Below are 22,607 nucleotides of genomic sequence, written 5' to 3' on the forward strand. Positions count from 1 at the left end.
ACAAATGGCGGCCTGGCATTAATCCACGGGACAGTGTGAATGCCCCTTCCTGTCCCGGCAGGGGTATAATTCAGCGGTTAGATCACGCCCGTGCGCGCCTGTTCATATGACGCGCCGGTTTCCCTGAGTCATACCCCACAAGCGAATCCGACACTCCATCGTGGACAATCTCCTGAAGCAGTTTGCGCAGTCATCGCAACTCGCCGGCGGCAACGCCTCCTATATCGAGGATCTGTACGAGCAGTACCTCGTTTCTCCGGACAGTGTGGACCCCAAGTGGAAGTCCTACTTCGATGGCTTCAAGGGCCGCGAAGCAGGTGATGTCCCGCACTCGGCCGCCATCGCCCTCATCACCGAAGCCGCCAAGAACGCGTCCAACGCAGGCGCTGCCAGTGCAGGCGACGAGCGTGAGCGCAACGTCGGCCGTCTGATCACCGCTTACCGTTCGCGCGGCCACCTGGGTGCCCGCCTGGATCCGCTGGGCCTGACCCCGCCGGTCAATCCGCCGGACCTGAGCCTGCCGTTCCATCACCTGACCGACGCCGACCTCAACGACGAGTTCAGCACCGGGGGCGTCGCTGGCCAGCCGCGGATGAAGCTGCGCGATCTGGTTGCACGCCTGAAGGCGACCTATACCGGCTCGATCGGTGCGGAATTCATGCACATCGCCGAGGTCGAGCAGCGCCAGTGGCTCTACCAGCGCCTCGAGAACGCCGGCGGCAACTACAACCTCGATGCCGACACCCGGCGCCGCACGCTGGAGCGCCTGACCGCGGCCGAAGGCCTTGAGCGTTACCTGCACACCAAGTACGTCGGCCAGAAGCGCTTCTCGCTGGAAGGCGGCGATTCGCTGATCCCGATGATGGACACCGTGATCCGCAGCGCCGGCAAGGATGGCGTCAAGGACGTGATCATCGGCATGGCCCACCGCGGCCGCCTCAACGTGCTGGTCAACACGCTCGGCAAGAACCCGCGCAAGCTGTTCGACGAGTTCGAAGGCAAGTTCGAGCACGACGAGCGTGCTGTCGCCGGTGACGTGAAGTACCACATGGGTTTCTCCGCCGACGTCGCCACCGATGGCGGCCCGGTGCACCTGGCACTGGCGTTCAACCCGTCGCACCTGGAAATCGTCGACCCGGTGGTTGCCGGCTCGGTGCGTTCGCGCCAGGAGCGTCGCGGCGATGCCGCGCGCAAGCAGGTGATGCCGATCCTGATCCACGGTGACGCCGCCTTTGCCGGCCAGGGCGTGGTGATGGAACTGTTCCAGATGTCGCAGGCCCGCGGTTTCACCGTTGGCGGCACGATGCACATCGTGGTCAACAACCAGGTGGGCTTCACCACCTCCAACCGCGACGATTCGCGCTCGACCCTGTACTGCACCGATATCGCCAAGATGATCGGCGCACCGGTCCTGCACGTGAACGGCGACGATCCGGAAGCGGTGGTGTTTGCCGCCAAGCTGGCGTACGACTTCCGCCAGCAGTTCAACAAGGACGTCGTGATCGATCTGATCTGCTACCGCCGTTGGGGTCATAACGAAGCCGATGAGCCGGCGATCACCCAGCCGCTGATGTACCAGGTGATCCGCAAGCACAAGACCACCCGCGAGCTGTATGCCGAACAGCTCGAAGCCGCCGGCGTGATCCCGGCCGGTGCCGGCAAGGAGCTGGTCGACAGCTATCGCAACAAGCTCGATGCCGGTGAAGTGACCGCCGAACTGGCCGATGTGGGCAAAACCCCGGCCACCAGCAAGTTGTTCGTGGATTGGGGCAAGTATCTGGCGGGCAAGCTGTCCGACCAGGTCAGCACCAAGGTCGAGATGGGCAAGCTGGCCCAGCTGGCCGCGATGATCAACACCATTCCTGAGGGTGTGGAAGTGCATTCGCGCGTAGCCAAGGTCTATGACGACCGCCGCAAGATGGCCGCCGGCGAGATCCCGGGTGACTGGGGCTTTGCCGAAAACCTGGCCTACGCCACCCTGCTGGACGAAGGCCACGGCCTGCGCCTGGTCGGCCAGGACGTCGGCCGCGGTACGTTCACCCACCGCCATGCGATCCTGCATGACCAGAAGACCGACAGCTATTACCTGCCGTTGCGTCAGCTGGTCGAGTCGCCGGAGAAGGCCACCATTATCGATTCGCTGCTCAGCGAAGAAGCGGTGATGGCCTACGAGTACGGCTTCTCCACCACCGATCCCAACACCCTGTGCATCTGGGAGGGCCAGTTCGGCGACTTCGCCAACGGTGCCCAGGTGGTGATCGACCAGTTCATCGCCTCGGGCGAGGCCAAGTGGGGCCGCATCTCCGGCCTGACGCTGCTGCTGCCGCACGGTTATGAAGGACAAGGTCCGGAACACAGCTCCGCGCGCCTGGAGCGCTTCCTGCAGCTGTGCGCGCTGGAGAACATGCTGGTCTGCGTACCGTCGACCCCGGCCCAGGCATTCCACATGCTGCGTCGCCAGATGCGCATGGACACCCGCAAGCCGCTGGTGGTGATGTCGCCCAAGTCGCTGCTGCGCCACAAGCTGGCCGTGTCGACCCTGGACGAACTGGCCAACGGCGAGTTCCAGCACCTGATCGGTGACGCCGCCGCCGACGCCAAGAAGGTCAAGCGCGTGGTGCTGTGCTCGGGCAAGGTCTACTACGACCTGCTGGAAGACCAGACCAAGCGTGGCCAGGACGATGTGGCCATCGTGCGTATCGAACAGCTCTATCCGTTCCCGCGCCCGGCGCTGGCTGCCGAACTGAAGAAGTTCGACAAGGCCACCGACGTGGTGTGGTGCCAGGAAGAGCCGATGAACCAGGGTGCTTGGTACCAGATCAGGCACCACCTGCAGGCATGCGTGGCCGATGGCCAGGCCCTGCACTATGCCGGTCGCCCGCGTTCTCCGTCGCCTGCTGTTGGCCACATGTCCGATCACCTGCGCGAACTGCAGCAGTTGCTCGCCGACGCGCTGGTCAACAAGATCGACGACAACTACGCCGAATAAGCCACCTTTCTCTCAAGAATCTGCAACCAGGAAATCCGCCCAATGGCCACCGAAGTCAAAGTACCGGTACTGCCCGAATCCGTCTCCGACGCCACCATCGCCACCTGGCACAAGAAGCTGGGCGAGGCCGTCAAGCGTGACGAGAACCTGCTCGACCTGGAAACCGACAAGGTCGTGCTGGAAGTGCCGGCACCGGTTGATGGCGTGCTGAAGGAAATCAAGTTCAAGGAAGGCGACACCGTCACCTCCAACCAGATCCTGGCCATCATTGAGGAAGGCGCGGTTGCCGCTGCCGCCCCGGCCGCCGCTGCCGAAGCGCCGAAGGCTGCCGCTCCGGCCGCCGCCGCTGCTGCCGCGCCGGCTCCGGCTGCCAAGTCCGCCGCCGACACCCTGCCCCCGGGCGCCCGCTTCTCGGCCATCACCGAAGGCGTGAACCCGGCTGACGTGTCCGGCACCGGCCGCCACGGCGCCGTGACCAAGGAAGACATCGTCAACTTCGCCCGCAACGGTGGCGTCGGCAAGGCCGGCGGCGCCCGTCCGGAAGAACGCGTGCCGATGACCCGCATGCGCAAGCGCATCGCCGAGCGTCTGATGCAGTCGAAGAACTCGACCGCGATGCTGACCACCTTCAACGAAGTCAACCTGGCCAAGGTCTCCGCCGCGCGAAAGGAACTGCAGGAAGAGTTCGTGAAGGCCCACGGCATCAAGCTGGGCTTCATGAGCTTCTTTGTGAAGGCCGCCGCCAATGCGCTGCAGCGCTTCCCGCTGGTCAATGCCTCGATCGATGGTGACGACATCATCTATCACGGCTACTCGGACATCTCGATCGCCGTGTCCACCGACAAGGGTCTGGTGACCCCGGTGCTGCGCAACGTCGAGCGCATGTCCTTCGCCGACATCGAAAAGGCCATCGCCGACTACGCCAAGAAGGCCCGCGACGGCAAGCTGTCGCTGGAAGAACTGCAGGGCGGCACCTTCACCGTCACCAATGGCGGCACCTTCGGCTCGCTGATGTCGACCCCGATCGTCAACCCGCCGCAGAGCGCCATCCTCGGCATGCACACGATCAAGGATCGTCCGATCGCCGAGAACGGCCAGGTCGTGATCGCTCCGATGATGTACCTGGCCATGTCCTATGACCACCGCATCATCGATGGCAAGGACTCGGTGCAGTTCCTGGTGGATATCAAGAACCAGCTGGAAAACCCGGGCCGCATGCTGTTCGGTCTGTAATCCCTCCAGCCCCTCGCCCGCAATGGCGAGGGGCTTGGCTTTGCAGGCTCGCATCACCGTCCTCTTCCCGGCGCCAGGCGCCAGCGGCCCGCCTCCGGGCCGACGGAAAGCAACAAGGAATTATCAATGGCTGAACAATTCGACGTCGTCGTCATCGGTGCCGGTCCTGCCGGCTATCACGCCGCCATCCGCGCCGCCCAGCTCGGTCTGAAGACCGCCTGCATCGACGCAGCGCTGGGCAAGGACGGCAAGCCGGCCCTGGGTGGCACCTGCCTGCGCGTGGGCTGCATCCCGTCCAAGGCGCTGCTGGATTCCTCGCGCCAGTTCTGGAACATGGGCCACATCTTTGGCGACCATGGCATCAGCTTCAACGACGCCAAGATCGACGTCGGCGCGATGGTTGGCCGCAAGGACAAGATCGTCAAGCAGTTCACCGGCGGCATCGCCCAGCTGTTCAAGGCCAACAAGGTTGCCGCCTATTACGGCTTCGGCCAGCTGCAGGCCGGCAACGTGGTCACCGTCAAGCAGCACGACGGCAGCACCGTCGAGCTGAAGGGCACCAACGTCATCATCGCCGCCGGTTCGGATTCGATCGAGCTGCCGTTCGCCAAATTCAACGGTGACACCATCGTCGACAACGTCGGCGCGCTGGACTTCACCGAAGTGCCCAAGCGCCTGGCCGTGATCGGCGCCGGTGTGATCGGCCTGGAACTGGGCAGCGTGTGGAAGCGCCTGGGTGCGGAAGTGACGATCCTGGAAGCCATGCCGGAGTTCCTGGCCGCTGCCGACAGCGAAGCCGCCAAGGTCGCCGCCAAGGAATTCAAGAAGCAGGGCCTGGACATCCAGCTCAATGCCAAGGTCTCCAAGACCGAGGTCAAGGGCAAGGAAGTGCTGGTCACCTACAGCGACGCCAGCGGCGAGAAGACCATCACCGTCGACAAGCTGCTGGTCGCCGTGGGCCGTCGTGCCGCCACCAAGGGCCTGCTGGCCGACGGTACCGGCGTGCAGGTCAACGAGCGCGGCCAGATCGTGGTCGACGACCATTGCCACACCGGCGTCGACGGCGTGTGGGCGGTCGGCGACTGCGTGCGCGGCCCGATGCTGGCCCACAAGGGCTTCGAGGAAGGCATCGCGGTGGCCGAACTGATCGCCGGCCTGCCCGGCCACGTCAACTTCGACACCATCCCGTGGGTCATCTACACCGAGCCGGAACTGGCCTGGGTCGGCAAGACCGAGCAGCAGCTCAAGGCCGAAGGCATTCCGTACAAGGCCGGCAGCTTCCCGTTCGCCGCCAACGGCCGCGCAGTGGCGATGTCCGAGCCGGCTGGCTTCGTCAAAGTGCTGGCCCATGCCGAAACCGACCGCATCCTCGGCATGCACATGGTCGGTGTGAACGTCTCCGAGCTGGTGCACGAAGGCGTGCTGGCGATGGAGTTCAGCGGTTCGGCCGACGATCTGGCCCGCATCTGCCATGCCCACCCGTCGCTGTCGGAAGTGGTGCACGACGCGGCCATGGCCGTTGGCAAGCGTTCGATCCACAAGGCCAACTAAGCCCCACGGCCTGTGTGCAGAAGGCTCCGCCCCGGCGGGGCCTTCTTGCTTTTGAAATCCTCTGATCCCGCCCCTGTTCATAGACGGAATCCGAATACCTCTCCCCATCCATCAGGAACAACCATGAAGTCCATCTGCGTCTACTGCGGCTCCAATCCCGGCGCCAAGCCCATCTACATGCAACGCGCCACCGAACTGGGAACGCGCATTGCCAAAGAAGGCCTGCGGCTGGTGTACGGTGGCGGCAGGACCGGACTGATGGGCGCGGTGGCCGACGGCGTGTTGGCCGCCGGCGGCGAAGTCACCGGCGTGATTCCGCAGCATCTGGTGGACATGGAAGTGGCGCATAAAGGCGTGACCACGCTGGAGATCGTCGGCTCGATGCACGAGCGCAAGTCGCGCATGTTCGACCTGTCCGATGCCTTCGTCGCCCTGCCCGGCGGCTTCGGCACCGCCGAGGAGATCTTCGAGATGCTGACCTGGCGCCAGCTCGGCATTGGCAAGAAGCCCTGTGCCTTCCTCGATATCGACGGCTTCTACGCACAGCTGATCGGCATGATCGACACCATGGTCAGCGAACGCTTCCTGCATCCGGAACAGCGCGATGATCTGTGGCACGGCGAAGATCCGGCGCAGATGCTCGAATGGATGCGCGCCTACTCGCCGGCGCAGGCCAGCAAGTGGTTCGACGAGAAGCTGCGCGCCGCGTTGCGGTAAGTCACTGGCACGGCGCAGCGCGAGTGGCTGGAAAGCGCCCGCCTCCGGACGTGGCGCGGCCGGGAGAAAACGCAATCCATTGCGTTGATGCGGCCGCGCCGGGGATCATCCAGATCGATCCTCTTCGGGCATGCCGTTCAAGCACAGTGAGCGCCCGTCCAGAACAAGCCCGCATCGGCGGGCTTGTTTTTTTTGTACATCAAAGCTGATGCAAAGTGGCCTGGCGCGGAGCGGGATACCCCAGCAGATATCCCTGCCCGTAGTTGCAGCCCAGCTGCTGGAGGGTCTGGCGTTGCTGCTCGGTTTCCACGCCCTCGCCGATGGTTTCGATACCCAGGGTCCGGGCCAACGACAGCACTCCGTCCACCAGTGCCAGCGTGCTCTTGCCGCTCTGTGCGTGCAGTCCGGCGACAAAACTGCGATCGATCTTCAACGCGCTGATCGGAAAACGATGCAGATAGGACAGCGCCGAATACCCGGTTCCGAAATCGTCCAGCTGCACCACCACGCCCCGCTCCCGCAACTGGTGCAGGGTCTGCAGCGTACGCGGTGCATCATCCAGCAAGGCCGTTTCGGTGATTTCAATGCGCAATCGATCCGCATCGGCACCTGCCTCTTCGATCACTGCCAGCAGGCGCGGCGCGAAATCCGCCACGCGGAAATGCCGGGGCGAGACATTGACCGACACGTAGCCACGCGTGGTGCGGGCCAGATCCTTGACCACCTGTTCATAGATCAGCCAGTCGACCTGCTCGATCAGTCCGCTCTCCTCGCCCAGCGCGAGAAACTGCCCGGGCAACAGCAGGCCGCGCTGTTCGTGCGGCCATCGCAGTAACGCTTCGTGGCCGATCAGGCGACCATCCTCCAGTGACACGATGGGCTGGTAGAAGGGCACGAAATCACGATTGTTGATCGCACGCCGCAGATCGGACTCCAGCTCCAGGCTGCGCATCGCTTCCTGATGCATGGCGGCATCGAACACCACACAGCGGTCCTGGCCTTTCACCTTGGCCCGGTACATCGCCGCATCGGCATCCCGCAGCAGATCCGCGCCGGAGGTGTAGCGCGGGTGCCACAACGCGATACCCACGCTACCGGAAGGAAACAGCTCGCGCCCCTCCACCCACATCGGCGCCTCCAGCACTTTCAGCAGACGCCGCCCCAGATCCATGGCCGCCACAGCACCACCGTCACAACGCACCACCAGCGCGAACTCATCGCCTCCCAGGCGGGCGACGACATCATCGGTGCGGATCATCCGCACCAGCCGTCGCGCGACCTCCACCAGCATCTGATCACCGGCGGCGTGGCCGATACTGTCATTGACCCATTTGAAGCGGTCCAGGTCCAGGAACAACAACGCGAAAGGCGGGCCAGCGCCCAGGCGCGCATGGGCAATGGTCTGCTCAAGCGTCTGCTGCAGATGCATGCGATTGGGAAGACCGGTCAGCACGTCGTGCAAGGCAAGGTGGGTGAGCCGCTCCTCCGCGCGCAGACGTTCACTGATCTGCCCGAGCAGCTTCTGGTTGACCTCCCCCAGCTCGTAGGTGCGCTCCACGACCCGGCGCTCCAGTTCCGAATGCGCATCGAGCAGGCGGCCGCGATCACGCTGACGGGTCAAGCTGTTGCCGATATTGCCGGCCACAAACGCGAGAAGCCGCTGGTCCTGCGCGTTGAAAACCACGTCAGGCGAATAGCTCTGAACCGCGATCACTCCCATAATCTCGTCATCGTTCAGCAGTGGTACCCCCAGCCAGCAATAGGAAGGCGTGCCAAACTCGCAAAGCTCACCGTTGGCGATCAACCGATCAATATCCTCGCGCATGGCCAGCAACGGCTGTCCCCGGCGGATGGTGTATTCGGTCAGGCCGCCACTGAACGGGCGCGAGGTTTCCCGGGGTCTCTTTTCATCCACCGAGTAGACGAAGTCCACCCCATCGCCGGTGGCGTTCACCAGGGCGATGTAGAAGTTCCGGGCATCGAGCAACGTGCAGATCACTGCGTGCAGCTGTGCATGGAAATCGGCCTGGCTGTTGCAGCTCATGGCCAGCTCGGAAATCCGGAACAGCGCCGTCTGCACCATTTCAGCGCGACGGCGCTCGTTGATTTCCGCCTGCAGACTGCGGTTTGCCCGCTCCAGCTCCAGCGTGCGCCGCTGTACGTGCTGCTCCAGCCGCACATGCGCCTGCCGCCGGTCCATGGCGGTCAGGATGTGCTTGGCAACGAAATTCAGTACCGCGCGATCCTCGTCCGAGTAGCGGACCTCGAGCTGGTAGCTCTGCACCACGATGGCGCCGCACACCCGCCCGTTGCGCCACATCGGCACCCCCAGCCAGTCGGCACTTTCCAGCCCCTCGGCCTTGTCACACCGTGAATCGATATTTCTCAGCAGCTCACGCGATGGGCCGCTCATCACCTGGCCATGCCGCAGCACGGCGAAGGTCAGGCTGGCCGGCATCTCCTCGTGGCGATAGCTGCGTTCGGGCTCGGGGATGAAATCGTCCTGGGTGTCCACGAAGTACAGAAAGCGCAGACTGCTCTGCTGCTCGTCGCATTCGACGATGTAGCAGTTTTCCGCGTACATCAGCGAGCCGAGAATCTGATGGAAATGCGCCAGCATTTCATCGAAATCCAGATCCGAACCGGCCAGATCGGCGATCTCGAACAATGCCTTCTGCAAGCGTTTGGAGCGCTCCAACTCCTGGATCCGCAGCTGCTGGCGCAAGGTCATCAGTACCGTGGTCACCAGCGCCCGCGCCGTACCCAGCCACGCTTCGCGCTGCTCGTGCGCCACAGTTTCGGTGAGCTCGGCGATCAGTGCAATCCGGGTGCCGCTGTCGGCATGCGTCCACGTGGTTGAAACACGCAGGGGAAGATCACCCGTCAACGCGGCCCCCTCGAGCTGCTGTCGCACCGCCGACTGCAGCGCATCGCGATCCGGCGGACTGGTACAGCCACCGGCAGCCAGCACCGCGTCCTCCCACGCCAGCGCCACCGTACTTCCGGCGGGGAGCAGGCCCTGCAGGGTCGCCACCACGCGGGCCGTGGGGGAATCACTGTCCGCACGCGGGTGGGCGGCAAGGATATCAAGCGGGCTGTAGAGCATACATCCGGTCTCTTTGGCTCCCAAACTGGATGGGCTCCCCTGATCCGCAGCATACCGTCACCCACGCGGATATACAGGGCCGGGCAAAAGTTCTTTATCTGAATCCGCAGGAGCAGACTCGCCGGCCGGCTAGGCATCCACCCGAGGAATCATTAGGCTGGGAAAGTGGATACCGCCGTCCAACCTGTTTCCGACGAAACGCTGATGCTGGCCTATGCGCGTGGCGATGGCGACGCGTTCGCCGAGCTGTATGCCCGCCATCGGACCCGCCTGTTCCACTACTTGCTGGGCCAACTGCGTGACCGCTCGCTGGCCGAGGAACTTTTCCAGGATATCTGGCACAAGGTCATCAACGCCCGCGGCAGCTGGCAGCCGGAGGCCGCCTTCGCCACCTGGCTGTTCCGCATCGCCCACAACCGGCTCAATGATCACTGGCGGGCCGCCAGGCACCGCCCTGCGGCACCGGCCGATGCAGACGAGCGCACAGCGCGACTGGCCGATGTACGCACCCCGGAACTGCTGGCCGATGAGCACATCCGGCGCCAGCAGTTGCAACAGGGGCTCGCGGAACTGCCGCCCGAGCAGCAGGAAGTGGTCATCCTGCGCCTTGAGCAGGAGCTGAGTCTGGAAGAAATCGGGCAGATCACCGGCGTGGGCCGGGAAACCGTCAAATCGCGACTGCGTTACGCGATGGACAAGCTGCGCGCGAGGTTGAACGAATGAAGATCTCCGACAGGCTGACCCCGGAAGAACGCGAACTCGCCCGGCTGCTGGGGCAACCGCGCTCCAGCGAGCAGCCCGGCGCCGAGCTCGACGCCCGGATCCTGGCAACGGCGCGACAACCGTTGTCCGGCGCGCCCGCCGCATCACCGCGCTCGGCCCGCAGCCAAGGCTGGGGCCGTCGCCGCAGCGTGACCTCCTCGCTGGCAATCGCCGCCTCGCTGGTACTGGTGGTGGGCCTTGCCTGGCAGTTGCGGCCGCCCCCCCCCGCAGCACCGGTTCCCAGTGCCGTCCGCACCGCCCCGGCCAATTACCCGGCGTCAGCACCACCCCAGGCCCAGGCTGCCGCGGGTGGGGCGGGTACAACTGCACCCGCCTCCATCGGGGAACCGGCTGCCACAACGGACAAGAAGGCCCCGGACGCAAAAGCCGCCACAACGCCCCTGCCAGCCAGGGCACGGCCCAGTGAAAGACCAGCACCGCGCGCCGCATCTGCAAGCGACGCGGCAGTGGTAACGGCGCCCGCCGTTGAAGCCACGCCGATGGTCACTTCCCCTTCCCCGCCAGCACCACCCGCACCAGCACCGGCGATGACTCCGCAACAGGCGATGGCTCCGCAAAACGACGAATACGCCGGCGCGCAGGCCGATCGGCGCACCGCGCTCCAGGCGCCGCCGGTTGCCCGCACGGCCGCGCCTCGGCCCGAACCGCTGGCGGCGGTCCGCAGTTCCGGCAGCACGCCGCAGAGTGCCGAAAATCTCGCGGCCGAACGACTGCAGCAATGGCAGAGCGACATCGGCAGCGATGCCGCGCTCCCGCGCCGGCAGTGGCTCAAGCGCATCCGCGAACGCCGCGCCTCCGGCGATCTGTCCGGCGCACGTCTGAGCCTGCAGCGTTTCATGCAGGAGTATCCCGAGGCGCGTATTCCGCGTGACCTGCGCCCCCTGCTCACGGACTGACCGCGCAGACACACGCGTCGGTTGCCAGCCTCTAGAATGGCGGTGATGCTCGACACCCTTGCCGCCCCCGCCAGCCATGAGCTGGAGATAAAACACAGCCGCTTCCTCGCGCAGGCTGCCCCTATCGGCACTGCCGCCGAAGCATTGGCGTTCATCGGTGCGGTCTCGTTCGCCGATGCCACCCACAACTGCTGGGCCTACCGCCACGGCAATGAATACCGCTCCAGCGATGACGGCGAACCGGCCGGCACCGCGGGCAGGCCGATCCTGGCAGCGATTGATGGCCAAGGCTACGACCGCATCGCGGTGGTGGTCACGCGCTGGTATGGCGGCATCAAGCTGGGCGCCGGCGGTCTGGTGCGCGCCTATGGCGGTACCGCCGCCGAGTGCCTGCGGCTGGCCCAGCGCAGCCCGCTGGTGGCGATGACCGAACGCATCCTGCAATGCGGCTTCGAGGACATGGGCATCGTCCACACCCTGCTGGGCAATGCCGGTGCCGAGAAGCTTGAAGAACAATTCCTGCCCGAGGGTCTGCGCCTGCACGTGCGCCTGCCTGCCGACCAGATCGACGCGTTGGCGCTGCGCCTGCGTGACGCCACCCGCGACCGCCTGCGCATGAGCGAGCTTTCCCCCCATGACTGAACCAATGCCTCCCTCACCCAAGCTGCAGAAGCTGGGCAGCCTCAAGGCGCTGTGGCCGTTCGTGCGTCGCCATGGCGCCCTGTTCGGGGCGTGGCTGGTCGCATTGGCGGTGTCCTCAACGGCAACGTTGAGCCTGCCGATGGCGGTCAAACAGATGATCGACCACGGTTTCTCCGGCGGCGGCCAGATCAACCGCGCGTTCTCGCTGCTGTTCGTGGTGGCGGTGGTATTGGCGCTAGCCACGGCCGCCCGCTTCTTCTTTGTGTCGCTGCTGGGCGAGAAGGTCGTCGCCGACCTGCGTGGACGCCTGTACGCCCACCTGATCGGCCTGGATGCCGGCTTTCACGACCGCAACCGCAGCGGCGAGCTGGTATCCCGGCTGACCGCCGACTGCGAACTGCTGCGCAGCGTGATCGGTTCGACCATGTCGGTGGCTCTGCGCAGCGCCGTCACCGTCGTTGGCAGCATGGTGATGCTGTTTGTCACCAGCCCGCGTCTGGCCGCGTATGCGTTGATTGGCATTCCTCTGGCGGTGCTGCCGATCGTGCTGGGCGCGCGCCAGCTGCAGAAGATCTCACGCGCCAGCCAGGACCGCATCGCCGACGCCAATGCACTGGCCGCCGAGACCCTGGGCGCGGTCCGCACTGTGCAGGCCCATGCCCGCGAGCCCTACGAACGCGGCCGCTTTGAAGACGCATTGAAGGTCTCGGTGGCCACCGCACGGCGCCGCATCCGCACCCAATCCGTCGTCACTGCCATCGCCATCGTGCTGGTGTTCGGTGCCATCGTCGCGGTGCTGTGGTCCGGCGCGCACGATGTCGTGGACGGCAACATGAGCGCCGGCACGCTGGGACAATTCGTGCTGTATGCGCTGATCGGCGGCGGCTCGGTGGGCGCACTGGCCGAGGTGTGGAACGAGCTGCAGCGCGCCGCCGGCGGCATGGGCCGCATCGCCGAGCTGCTGGCCGAAACGCCGCGCATCACCGCGCCGGCGCAAGCACAGCCGCTGCCGGTACCGCTGCGCGGGGAAATCCGCTTCCAGCACGTGTCCTTCCACTACCCGCAGCGTCCGGACCAGCCGGCACTGGACGACTTCAGCCTGACGGTGGCGCCCGGCGAGACCGTTGCCCTGGTCGGCCCCTCCGGCGCGGGCAAGAGCACGGTGCTGTCACTGCTGCTGCGTTTCCACGATCCGGACGCCGGCAGCGTGCAGCTTGATGGCATCGATCTGCGCCGGCTCGATCCGGCCCAACTGCGCCAGAACATCGCGCTGGTACCGCAGCAGCCGGCCCTGTTCGCCGCCAGCGCCGCCGACAACATCCGCTATGGCCGGCTCGAGGCCAGTGATGAAGCGATACGGGTCGCCGCACGCTCGGCCGAAGCCGACGAGTTCCTCAGCCAGCTGCCCGAAGGTTACGCCAGCGATCTGGGCGAGCGCGGCGCGCGCCTGTCCGGCGGCCAGCAACAGCGCATCGCCATCGCTCGCGCGTTGCTCAAGGACGCACCGGTACTGCTGCTGGATGAGGCCACCAGCGCGCTGGACGCGCAGAGCGAGCGCGCGGTGCAGCAGGCGCTGGAACGACTGATGAGCGGCCGCACCACGCTGGTGATCGCGCATCGTCTGGCCACGGTGCTGAAGGCGGACCGCATCGTGGTGATGGACCACGGTCGCATCATCGCCCAAGGCTCGCATGCCGAGCTGCTGGCCCAGGACGGGTTGTATGCCGAACTGGCGCGACTGCAGTTCATAGATTGAGAACATCATGCCGACAGCCGGGTAACGCCGCTGCCGGCATGATCAACGCGGCTGATCCGGGTACCTGCCACCAGGAGCTGAGCGATGGCGTTCCGACAATTCCCTGCGACAAGTGCCGATGGCCAGAGCTGGATCGTCATCGAATTCAGGGACGAGACACCAGGCGCGGCCAGTGGCAACTCCACGCCCGCGCCGCGTTATGAATTGGCCGACGGGCGTCCACTGATCCGCCAGGGCAGCCACCTGGGAACCGCCGATGGTGCGGTCAGGTTGTCACTGAACCAAGCGTACCGTGCCTGAAAACAGGACCTCCATGCGACAGCGGATGCAGCAGCAAAACGCGTGGACTATGTGGGCCTGAATGGGCTTTGCCAAACCAGCCCGATGCTGGTCAATTATTGAACAAGTGTCTTGACAGCCTTGTGCCACAAGGCGTGCCGACGCTTATCCACACGTTTGTGTACATTTCATCCACACCCCCTGTGGATTAAGTCGCAGCTGCTGCGACAGTTCCCCGGTAGGTCAGCGTCCCAGCACGCGTCCGATACCGCTGTGATCGATCTGCTGCGCGGCCGCGGCCAACACCTCCGGCGCATAGCTGTGCTCGAAACCGATACGGAAATGCACTTCCCCTGACTGCGTACGCGAGGAGTGGATCGAGGCCAGGCTGACCCCATGCTGCTCGAACACATGCAGCAGTTCACGCAGTGAACCGGCGCGGTCCTGCGGCAGATGTACGCTCATCGCCCGTTGTTCGGTGAGATCGGCCAGCAGATAGCCCAGCCGCTCGAAGCTGTAATTGCCGTCGCGCAGGGTGTCCTCGCCCACCGCCGCCCGGTTGTCGAGCAGGAACTGCTGACGGAACACGGCGCGGGCCGAATCGCTGCTCCGTCCGATCAGTCCGCGCAACTGCTGCAGCTGGCCGAGCAGACGATCCAGCATCTCGGCGGTATGCGGATTGCCGAACTGGATGTCTTCGTATATCGCCGGATTCAGCGACAGGATGCGCGAAATGACCGCCGCATCCAGTTCGAAGGCGGTAGAACGGTAAGGCATCAGCGCCTGCAGATCACCCAGCAGCGGCGCGTACTCGCGCAGCACACCGGCCTGCGCCAGATGGGTGGCGTGCACCATCGCCTGCACCAGCGCCATCACCCGGTCATGATGCTCGGGCGTGGCACGCACGCATTCGGCCTCCAGCCCGGCGTACAGCTCCTTGAGCCAGCCCTGCCAGCGGGGATCCAGGCGGGCTTCACAGACCACCATCACCCGGCCCTTGAGCGTCGGCGATTTGGGCGGCGCGGTCATCGGATGCAGTCCGGCGACCGATGCTCTGGACTCCAGCATCGCCGCTACCGGCCCGGCCTTGATCGAGGTGACATCCAGCCACAGACGGCCCTGCTCGCGCCCGCCCGATCGGTGGACGTAGTCGCGTATCAGATCCGGCGTATGGCGGATGGGCGCGGAAAACAGCAGCACGTCGGCCCGCTCCAGCAGCTGTTCGGGGGTCTGCGAGTCCGCATCCACCGGATCATGGCCGATGACCGTCAGCCCCATCCGCGACTGGAAGAATCCGCGCAGCCAACGGCCATAGGCGCCGCCGCTGCCGACGATGCCGATGACAGGACCACTCATGCCAGGCGCTCGGCGCGGAACCGGTGCGGCGTACCCAGCGCCGCGGGCGCTGCTGCAAGCACATCGAATTCCTCCACGCCCTGCGCCAACGTCGCTTCCAGCGCGGCATGTACACCTGCAATGGCGCGGCCCACCGCATCTTCAAAGGCGTGTCCTTTGAGCAGAAAGGCGACGATCAGCGACATCAGCACGTCACCGGTACCTGCCACATCCACCGGCAGATGCGGCGAGGTCCAACGCCAGACTTCATCGCGCCCGATCGCCAGCGTCACCAGGTCGCCCGGATTCCCCGAGACCGAATGGGCGATCACCCATTCCGGCCCCCGTTCCAGCAACTTGCGCGAAGCGGCGATGGCATCGTCCTGCGCCAATGCGGGCATGCCGGTCAGTCGTCCCAGTTCGAACGCGTTGGGCGTCACCAGCCAGGCATGTGGCAGCAAGCGCTCGGCGAAGACCTTCTCCAGCCCCGGCTCCACATAGGGGCCGGTATGGGTGTCGCCGATCACCGGATCCAGGCAGTAACGCAACTGGGACGACTGCGGAAGCACTGTATCCAGCCAGTCGGCGAATGCGACACCGTTTTCCACACTGCCGAAATAGCCGGACACCAGCGCACCGGCACGCTGCGGCAGCCCACGCTCGCTCGCCCCCAGCAGCAGATCGGCAAACCAGTCCGCGGGGAGCACGTGCCCGCGCAGCGTCGAATAGAACGGCGCATTGCTCAGCAGCGTCGTGGGGATTTCCGCCACGCGCAGACCCAGTGCACGCAACGGCGGCACTGCCGCACTGTTGCCGGCGTGGCCGTAGACCAGTTGGGATTGGACCGAAATCACGTCCACCGGCGTCGGCCCATCCGGGCGTTGCCGACGACCGTGCACGAGATGGCTGTGGTCGACTTCGTTCATCGTTACATTCTACGTCCGCACACCCCCGAGGCGACGGCGTAGATTGCGTGCGCAACCAACGCCGCGCACGGAAACAACAAAGCCGCAGCAAGCTGCGGCTTTGTCATTGCTGAAAACGAACCGGTCAGGTGGAGGTCATGCGATCCCAGAACCCCTTGACGCCATCAATGAACGTGGCCGATTTGGGCGAGTGTTTGCGGGCGTCTTCACCACTGAAGCTGGCCTCGAACTGTTCCAGCAGCTTGCGCTGTTCGACCGTCAGGTTGACCGGAGTTTCCACGACGATGCGGCAGTACAGGTCCCCTTCGGTGCGGCTGCGCACCGACTTGACGCCCTTGCCGCGCAGGCGGAACAGCTTGCCGGTCTGGGTCTCGGCCGGAATGCGGATCTCCGCCTCGCCCCCGAGCGTGGCCACCCGGATCGTGTCGCCCAGCGCCGCCTGCGAGATACGCACCGGCACTTCGCAATGCAGGTCGTCGCCATCGCGGGTGAAGATTGCATGCTCGCGAACGCGGATTTCCACATACAGATCGCCCGGCGGCGTGCCTGGCGGACCGGCCTCGCCCTCGCCCTGGAGGCGGATGCGATCACCGCTGTCCACGCCCGCGGGCACCTTGACCGAGAGCACCTTGTCTTCCTCGACCCGGCCGTTGCCGTGGCAGGTCTTGCAGGGCTTGGCGATGATCTGGCCACGGCCGCCGCAGTTGTGGCAAGCCTGCTGCATGGCGAAGATGCCACGCTGCACCCGCACCTGGCCGCGTCCGCCGCAGACGTTGCAGGTCTCGACCTTGCGGTCTTCCGAGCCGCTGCCATCGCAGTCGTCGCACTCGGCCAAGGTGGGAATCTCGATGCGGCGTTCGACGCCGGCCACCGCCTCCTCCAGGTCCAGCTCCATCACATAGCCGATGTCGGCCCCGCGACGCGGCTGGCGCGGGCCGCCACCGCCCCCGAAAATATTGCCGAAGATATCGCCGAAGATGTCGTTCATGTCGGGGCCGCCGTGGCCGCCCCCACCGCCCATGCCATGCTCGAACGCGGCATGACCGTGGGCGTCGTACATGCGCCGCTTGTTGCCATCGGACAGGACTTCGTACGCCTCCTTGCACTCCTTGAACGCCGCTTCGGCCGCGGAGTCCCCCGGATTGCGGTCGGGGTGGTGCTTCATCGCGCAACGGCGATAGGCCTTCTTCAGTTCTTCGTCATTGGCAGTGCGGGAAACACCCAGCACTTCGTAGTAATCGCGCTTGCTCATTTCAGGAATAGAGTTCCGTCACTCGGGATTCGTCAAAACAAAGGAGCGAAAACCGCTTCCGCTCCTCTGTTGGCCGCCCCGACGCCGGCTTACCCTTCTGTCAGGACCAGTTGTTGCAGGAGGGGACCGGGGCGATGGCCTGCGCCACCTCCCCGTTCCACCGCCGGATCAGGACTTCTTGTCGTCCTTGACCTCGGTGAACTCGGCATCGACCACGTCATCGCTGGACTGACCGGCACCAGCATCGGCCGTGCCGCCCTGCTCGCCCGCCGAAGCGGCAGCAAACAGCGCCTGGCCGGCCTCTTCCAGCGACTTGGACTTGGCTTCGATCTGCGCCTTGTCGTCGCCCTTCATCGCCGTTTCCAGATCGGCCAGTGCCGCCTCGACCTTGCCGATGACATCGCCGCCGACCTTGCTGCCGTGCTCGGTGATGGCGCTACGGGTCGCGTGGATCAGACCATCGGCCTGGTTGCGGGTCTGCACCAGCTCCTGGAACTTCTTGTCTTCCTCACGGTTGGCTTCCGCATCGGCGACCATGCGTGCGATCTCTTCCTCGGACAGACCCGAGCCGGCCTTGATCTCGACCTTCTGCTCCTTGTTGGTCTTCTTGTCCTTGGCCGACACGTGCAGGATGCCGTTGGCGTCGATGTCGAAGGACACTTCCACCTGCGGCATGCCACGCGGGGCCGGCTCGATGCCGGACAGGTCGAACTTGGCCAGCGACTTGTTGTAGCGGGCCTGCTCACGCTCACCCTGCAGCACGTGCACGGTCACGGCCGACTGGTTGTCCTCGGCGGTCGAGAAGATCTGCGAAGCCTTGGTCGGGATCGTGGTGTTCTTCTCGATGATCTTGGTGAACACGCCACCCATGGTCTCGATACCCAGCGACAGCGGGGTCACGTCCAGCAGCAGCACGTCCTTGACGTCGCCGCCCAGCACGCCACCCTGGATCGCGGCACCCAGTGCCACGGCTTCGTCCGGGTTGACGTCCTTGCGCGGCTCCTTGCCGAAGAACTCGCTCACCGCCTGCTGCACCTTCGGCATGCGGGTCTGGCCACCGACCAGGATCACTTCGTTGATGTCGCTCGAACGCAGGCCGGCGTCATTGAGCGCGACACGGCACGGCTCGATCGACTTCTTGACCAGGTCTTCCACCAGCGCCTCGAGCTTTGCACGGGTCAGCTTGATGTTCAGGTGCTTCGGGCCGGAGGCATCGGCGGTGACGTACGGCAGGTTGACTTCGGTCTGCTGCGCGGACGACAGCTCGATCTTTGCGCGCTCGGCAGCATCCTTCAGGCGCTGCAGGGCCAGCGGATCCTTGCGCAGGTCGATGCCCTGATCCTTCTGGAACTCTTCCACCAGGTACTCGATGACGCGGTTGTCGAAATCTTCGCCACCCAGGAAGGTGTCACCGTTGGTGGCCAGCACTTCGAACTGCTTCTCGCCGTCGACGTTGGCGATCTCGATGATCGACACGTCGAAAGTGCCGCCGCCCAGATCGTAGACAACGATCTTGCGATCCTTGTTGTCGCCCTTGTCCAGGCCATAGGCCAGGGCCGCAGCGGTCGGCTCGTTGATGATGCGCTTGACGTCCAGACCGGCGATGCGGCCGGCGTCCTTGGTCGCCTGGCGCTGGCTGTCGTTGAAGTAGGCCGGCACGGTGATGACCGCTTCGGTGACCTTTTCACCGAGGAAGTCCTCGGCGGTCTTCTTCATCTTTTCCAGCACGCGCGCGGAGATTTCCTGCGGCGCCATCTTCTTGCCGTCGCTGGTCTGCACCCAGGCATCGCCGTTGTCATGGGCCAGGATGCCGTAGGGAACGTGGGCGATGTCTTTCTGCACTTCACCGTCGGTGAACTTGCGGCCGATCAGGCGCTTCACCGCATAGAAGGTGTTCTTCGGGTTGGTGACGGCCTGGCGCTTTGCCGAGGCGCCCACCAGCACTTCGCCGTCCTTGGTATAGGCGACGATGGAAGGCGTGGTGCGATCGCCTTCCGAATTTTCGATGACGCGGGCCTTGCCGCCGTCCATGATCGCCACGCACGAGTTGGTGGTGCCGAGGTCGATACCAATGATCTTGCCCATGGGGGACTCCTGAGGATTCGTTTGCCGGCAGCCGCCGGGGATGAATGGGATGTGGGGGATGGCGTGGTGACATTCAAGCCACCCCCGGAACACGGTTTGCGGATGGCCGGCGCCGTTTAACCGGCGGCCAGCCTGCGGGTCAGTCGACCCGGGCCACCACCACCAGCGCCGGACGCAGCAGGCGCTCGTTGAGCAGGTAGCCCTTCTGGAACACGGTCACGACCGCGCCGGGGGTCACGCCAGCCGGCGCATCCACTTGGCTGATGGCCTGGTGGTGCTCCGGATTGAAGGTTTCCCCGGCCGGATCCAGCAGCGCCAGGCCGTTGTCGGCCGCCACCTTGAGCAGCTGCTTGTAGGTCAGTTCCAGCCCTTCGCGCAGCGGGTTGGACTCGCTGCCCGCGGCGGCAAGGCCCGCATCCAGGCTGTCAAACACCGGCAGCAGTTCGCCCAGCAGCTTCTCGTTGGCAAACTTGCGCGCCTGTTCGACATCGCGGGCCACACGCCGGCGCTGGTTCTCCAAGTCGGCGCGCTCACGCAGCGCGTCAGCCTTCACCTGCTCCAGCTCGGCGCGCAGCGCCTGGATCTGCTCCTGCTGGGGATCGGTGGCCGCTTCGCTGTCAGCGGGGGTAATGGGGTCGAGTTCTGGGTGCTCTTGGTTCATTTCCGGTTCCCTGGCGGAAGTTCAGCCGCCTACCCTGCCCCGTATGTGGGCGGCGGCGGCGGTTTCAAGGCCAAGAATCACGCGGTGAGACGCCAACCACCTACCCTGCCAGGAAAATCCCCCCGGACATTTGCCCGGCCCTTCGCGCATGCTAGTTTTGCGCGGCCCCAAGACCTGCCGACCATGCTCAGACATCTTTCCATCAAGGATTTTGCAGTAGTACGCGCCACCGAACTGGAGTTCGGCCCCGGCATGACCGTGGTTTCCGGTGAAACCGGCGCCGGCAAGTCGCTGATGGTCGATGCGCTGGGCTTCCTTTCCGGCCAGCGCGCCGACTCCGGCGTGGTGCGCCACGGCGCCAGCCGGGCCGAGCTGTCAGCAGAATTCAGCCTCAGCGATGACACCCCCGCCCGGCAATGGCTGCGCGACAACGAACTCGATGACGAGGAACAGTGCCAGCTGCGCCGGGTCATTCGCGCCGATGGCGGCTCGCGCGCCTTCATCAATGGCCGCCCGGTACCGGTATCGCAACTGGCCGAACTGGCCGCCTTTCTGGTCGAAATCCACGGCCAGCACGAGCAGCAGGCCCTGCTGGCCCGCCACAGCCAGCTGGCACTGCTGGATGCCTACGCCCGCAACGAGACCGAGCGCGCCGCCGTTCGCCTGGCCGCATCACGCTGGCAGGCGTTGCTGGACGAGCGCGAGGCCCTGTCGCAACAGGGTGATGTCTCCGATCGCATCGGCTTTCTCGAACACCAGCTGGGCGAACTGCAGCGCGAGGAGCTGGAGCCGGCTTCCATCGCCACCCTGATCGCCAGCCACCGCCGCCAGGCCCATTCCACCGCCCTGATCGAGGCCTGCCAGCATGCCAGCGGCCTGCTCAACGGCGACGACAGCCCCTCCCTGCTCGCCCAGCTGCAGCAGGTTCGCGGCGAACTGGCGCGGGTCAGCCAGCACGATCAGCGACTGGGCGAGATCGACAGCATGCTCGATGCCGCCGCCATCCAGCTGCACGAGGTCCTGGTACAGCTGGACCGGGTGCAGGACGACCTGGACAGCGATCCGGAGGCATTTGAAGACATCGAACGTCGCCTCGGGCGTCTGCATGATCTGGCGCGCAAGCACCGCGTGCCGATGGAGGAGCTGGCAGGCACCCGCGACCGTATCGAGGCCGAGCTGGAGCAGCTGCACGGCGCCGACGAGCGTCTGGCCAGGCTGGCCGGCGAGATCGACAAGGCCTGCGCGCACTGGCAGGCGCAGGCCGCCGCTCTGACCCTGGGCCGCACCCGGGCAGCCGCGGCGCTGTCGCAGACCACCACTGAATTGATTGGCGAACTGGGTATGGGCGGTGGCCAGTTCCGGATCGAGCTGGAACCGCAGGCGCAGCTCCGCCCGGACCCCAATGGCGCCGAGCGGGTCGAATTCCTGGTGGCTGCCAATGCCGGCCAGCCGGCGCGGGCGCTGCGCAAGGTCGCCTCCGGCGGCGAGCTGTCGCGCATTTCACTGGCCATCGAGGTGGCCGCACTGGGCCTGGACGCGGTGCCCACGATGGTGTTCGACGAGGTGGACTCGGGCATCGGCGGCGCCATCGCCGACATCGTCGGCAGCAAGCTGCGGGCGCTGGGCGAACGCCGCCAGGTACTGTGCGTGACCCACCTGCCACAGGTCGCCTCCAAGGGTCACGCCCACTACCGGGTCAGCAAGGCGCCGGTGGAAGGCATGACCCAGAGCGCGGTGGAGCTGCTCGACGGCAAGGGCCGCGAGGAAGAGCTGGCGCGCATGCTCGGCGGCGCCGAGGTCAGCAAGGAGGCCCGCGCCGCGGCCCGCAAGTTGCTGACAGAAGTGTGAGAAATAAAACCGGCGCATGCGCCGGTTTTTTTAAGATCAGATGATGCTCCGCCGCAGCCGGGCTCAACGCCGCTTCTTGCGCACGTACAGCACTAGCGAGTGCTCTTCGAGCTCGAACCCGTGCTCTGCGGCGATCTTCCGCTGCAGCTCCTCGATCTCGGCACTTTCAAATTCGATGATCTTGCCGGTATCCATGTCCACCATATGGTCATGGTGGGCGCCGCGATCCAGCTCGTAGACCGCCTGACCGCCTTCGAAATTGTGCTTGAGCACCAGACCGGCCGCCTCGAACTGGGTCAGCACACGGTAGACCGTGGCCAGACCTATCTCATCGCCGCAATCAAGCAGCTGGCGATAGATGTCTTCGGCCGTAAGGTGGTGATGCGGGGTGTTCTGCTCGAGCAAAGCGAGAATGCGCATGCGGGGATGCGTCACTTTCAAACCGACTTTGCGCAGCTCATTGGATTCCATAGCCATCCTGTTCATTGGCGGTTTAACGCCAGTTGTCTCCTGTCAGATCGCGCAGGGTGCCGGGGAGTGTATCATCG

General features: G+C 65.2%; 17 protein-coding genes. 10 read left to right on the plus strand and 7 right to left on the minus strand.

The annotated features are described in order from the left end of the window. Window positions 1-160 precede the first annotated feature (160 nt). The 4 genes from ACVOMH_RS09235 (at window position 161) to ACVOMH_RS09250 (ending at window position 6,490) form a co-directional block, all read left to right on the plus strand. Window positions 161-2,989: a 2-oxoglutarate dehydrogenase E1 component gene (locus tag ACVOMH_RS09235; RefSeq protein ID WP_481551754.1), complete on the plus strand. Its 2,829-nt coding sequence runs from the start codon at window positions 161-163 to the stop codon at window positions 2,987-2,989. A 42-nt stretch (window positions 2,990-3,031) separates the two neighbouring features. Continuing rightward, window positions 3,032-4,222, plus strand: a complete 1,191-nt coding sequence (sucB, locus tag ACVOMH_RS09240) for a dihydrolipoyllysine-residue succinyltransferase (RefSeq protein ID WP_481551755.1) — start codon at window positions 3,032-3,034, stop codon at window positions 4,220-4,222. Window positions 4,223-4,348: 126 nt separating this feature from the next. After that, window positions 4,349-5,773 carry a dihydrolipoyl dehydrogenase gene (gene lpdA, locus ACVOMH_RS09245; protein WP_054659053.1) on the plus strand — a complete coding sequence of 475 codons (1,425 nt, stop codon included), beginning with the start codon at window positions 4,349-4,351 and terminating at the stop codon, window positions 5,771-5,773. A 123-nt stretch (window positions 5,774-5,896) separates the two neighbouring features. Beyond that, entirely contained in the window at window positions 5,897-6,490 is a 594-nt protein-coding gene (locus tag ACVOMH_RS09250) for an LOG family protein (RefSeq protein ID WP_481524241.1), read from the plus strand. A 199-nt stretch (window positions 6,491-6,689) separates the two neighbouring features. Here ACVOMH_RS09250 and ACVOMH_RS09255 read toward each other — a convergent pair whose 3' ends face one another. Continuing rightward, entirely contained in the window at window positions 6,690-9,596 is a 2,907-nt protein-coding gene (locus ACVOMH_RS09255) for a bifunctional diguanylate cyclase/phosphodiesterase (protein WP_481524242.1), read from the minus strand. A gap of 204 nt (window positions 9,597-9,800) precedes the next feature. On the opposite strand from ACVOMH_RS09255, the gene ACVOMH_RS09260 reads away from it, so the two are divergent. The 5 genes from ACVOMH_RS09260 to ACVOMH_RS09280 all read left to right on the plus strand — a co-directional run bounded on the left by ACVOMH_RS09260 (window position 9,801) and on the right by ACVOMH_RS09280 (window position 13,973). Further along, window positions 9,801-10,319 (plus strand): RNA polymerase sigma factor, encoded by a 519-nt coding sequence (locus tag ACVOMH_RS09260; RefSeq protein ID WP_481551832.1) that lies wholly within the window; start codon window positions 9,801-9,803, stop codon window positions 10,317-10,319. Next, a complete protein-coding gene (locus tag ACVOMH_RS09265; RefSeq protein WP_481551756.1) occupies window positions 10,316-11,275 on the plus strand; it encodes a hypothetical protein in 960 nt (319 codons plus the stop codon). The genes ACVOMH_RS09260 and ACVOMH_RS09265 overlap by 4 nt, the downstream gene beginning before the upstream one ends. 45 nt (window positions 11,276-11,320) lie before the next feature. Next, complete coding sequence (locus ACVOMH_RS09270) at window positions 11,321-11,917, plus strand: IMPACT family protein (RefSeq protein WP_481551757.1); 597 nt, start codon at window positions 11,321-11,323, stop codon at window positions 11,915-11,917. Then, window positions 11,910-13,673 carry an ABC transporter transmembrane domain-containing protein gene (locus tag ACVOMH_RS09275; RefSeq protein WP_481551758.1) on the plus strand — a complete coding sequence of 588 codons (1,764 nt, stop codon included), beginning with the start codon at window positions 11,910-11,912 and terminating at the stop codon, window positions 13,671-13,673. The genes ACVOMH_RS09270 and ACVOMH_RS09275 overlap by 8 nt, the downstream gene beginning before the upstream one ends. An 84-nt stretch (window positions 13,674-13,757) precedes the next feature. Continuing rightward, window positions 13,758-13,973, plus strand: a complete 216-nt coding sequence (locus tag ACVOMH_RS09280) for a hypothetical protein (protein ID WP_481551759.1) — start codon at window positions 13,758-13,760, stop codon at window positions 13,971-13,973. A 222-nt stretch (window positions 13,974-14,195) separates the two neighbouring features. On the opposite strand, the gene ACVOMH_RS09285 is transcribed toward ACVOMH_RS09280, so the two are convergent. From ACVOMH_RS09285 to grpE, 5 genes are all read right to left on the minus strand, one after another. Continuing rightward, window positions 14,196-15,308 carry a prephenate dehydrogenase gene (locus tag ACVOMH_RS09285; protein ID WP_481551760.1) on the minus strand — a complete coding sequence of 371 codons (1,113 nt, stop codon included), beginning with the start codon at window positions 15,306-15,308 and terminating at the stop codon, window positions 14,196-14,198. Further along, a complete protein-coding gene (gene pdxY / locus ACVOMH_RS09290; RefSeq protein WP_481524248.1) occupies window positions 15,305-16,213 on the minus strand; it encodes a pyridoxal kinase in 909 nt (302 codons plus the stop codon). The genes ACVOMH_RS09285 and pdxY overlap by 4 nt, the downstream gene beginning before the upstream one ends. 124 nt (window positions 16,214-16,337) lie before the next feature. Then, window positions 16,338-17,465: a molecular chaperone DnaJ gene (gene dnaJ, locus ACVOMH_RS09295; protein ID WP_481551761.1), complete on the minus strand. Its 1,128-nt coding sequence runs from the start codon at window positions 17,463-17,465 to the stop codon at window positions 16,338-16,340. A 168-nt stretch (window positions 17,466-17,633) separates the two neighbouring features. Continuing rightward, on the minus strand, window positions 17,634-19,550 hold the full coding sequence (dnaK, locus tag ACVOMH_RS09300; protein WP_054658284.1) for a molecular chaperone DnaK: 1,917 nt from the start codon (window positions 19,548-19,550) through the stop codon (window positions 17,634-17,636). A gap of 139 nt (window positions 19,551-19,689) precedes the next feature. Further along, a complete protein-coding gene (grpE, locus tag ACVOMH_RS09305) occupies window positions 19,690-20,211 on the minus strand; it encodes a nucleotide exchange factor GrpE (protein ID WP_481551762.1) in 522 nt (173 codons plus the stop codon). Window positions 20,212-20,394: 183 nt separating this feature from the next. Here grpE and recN point away from each other — a divergent pair, with 183 nt between their 5' ends. Next, window positions 20,395-22,059, plus strand: a complete 1,665-nt coding sequence (recN, locus tag ACVOMH_RS09310; RefSeq protein WP_481551763.1) for a DNA repair protein RecN — start codon at window positions 20,395-20,397, stop codon at window positions 22,057-22,059. A 63-nt stretch (window positions 22,060-22,122) separates the two neighbouring features. Here the strand turns inward: recN and fur are convergent, their stop codons facing one another. Next, window positions 22,123-22,530 (minus strand): ferric iron uptake transcriptional regulator, encoded by a 408-nt coding sequence (gene fur, locus ACVOMH_RS09315; protein ID WP_054656922.1) that lies wholly within the window; start codon window positions 22,528-22,530, stop codon window positions 22,123-22,125. Window positions 22,531-22,607: the final 77 nt, after the last annotated feature.

This window comes from Stenotrophomonas sp. STEN013, from assembly GCF_056760355.1.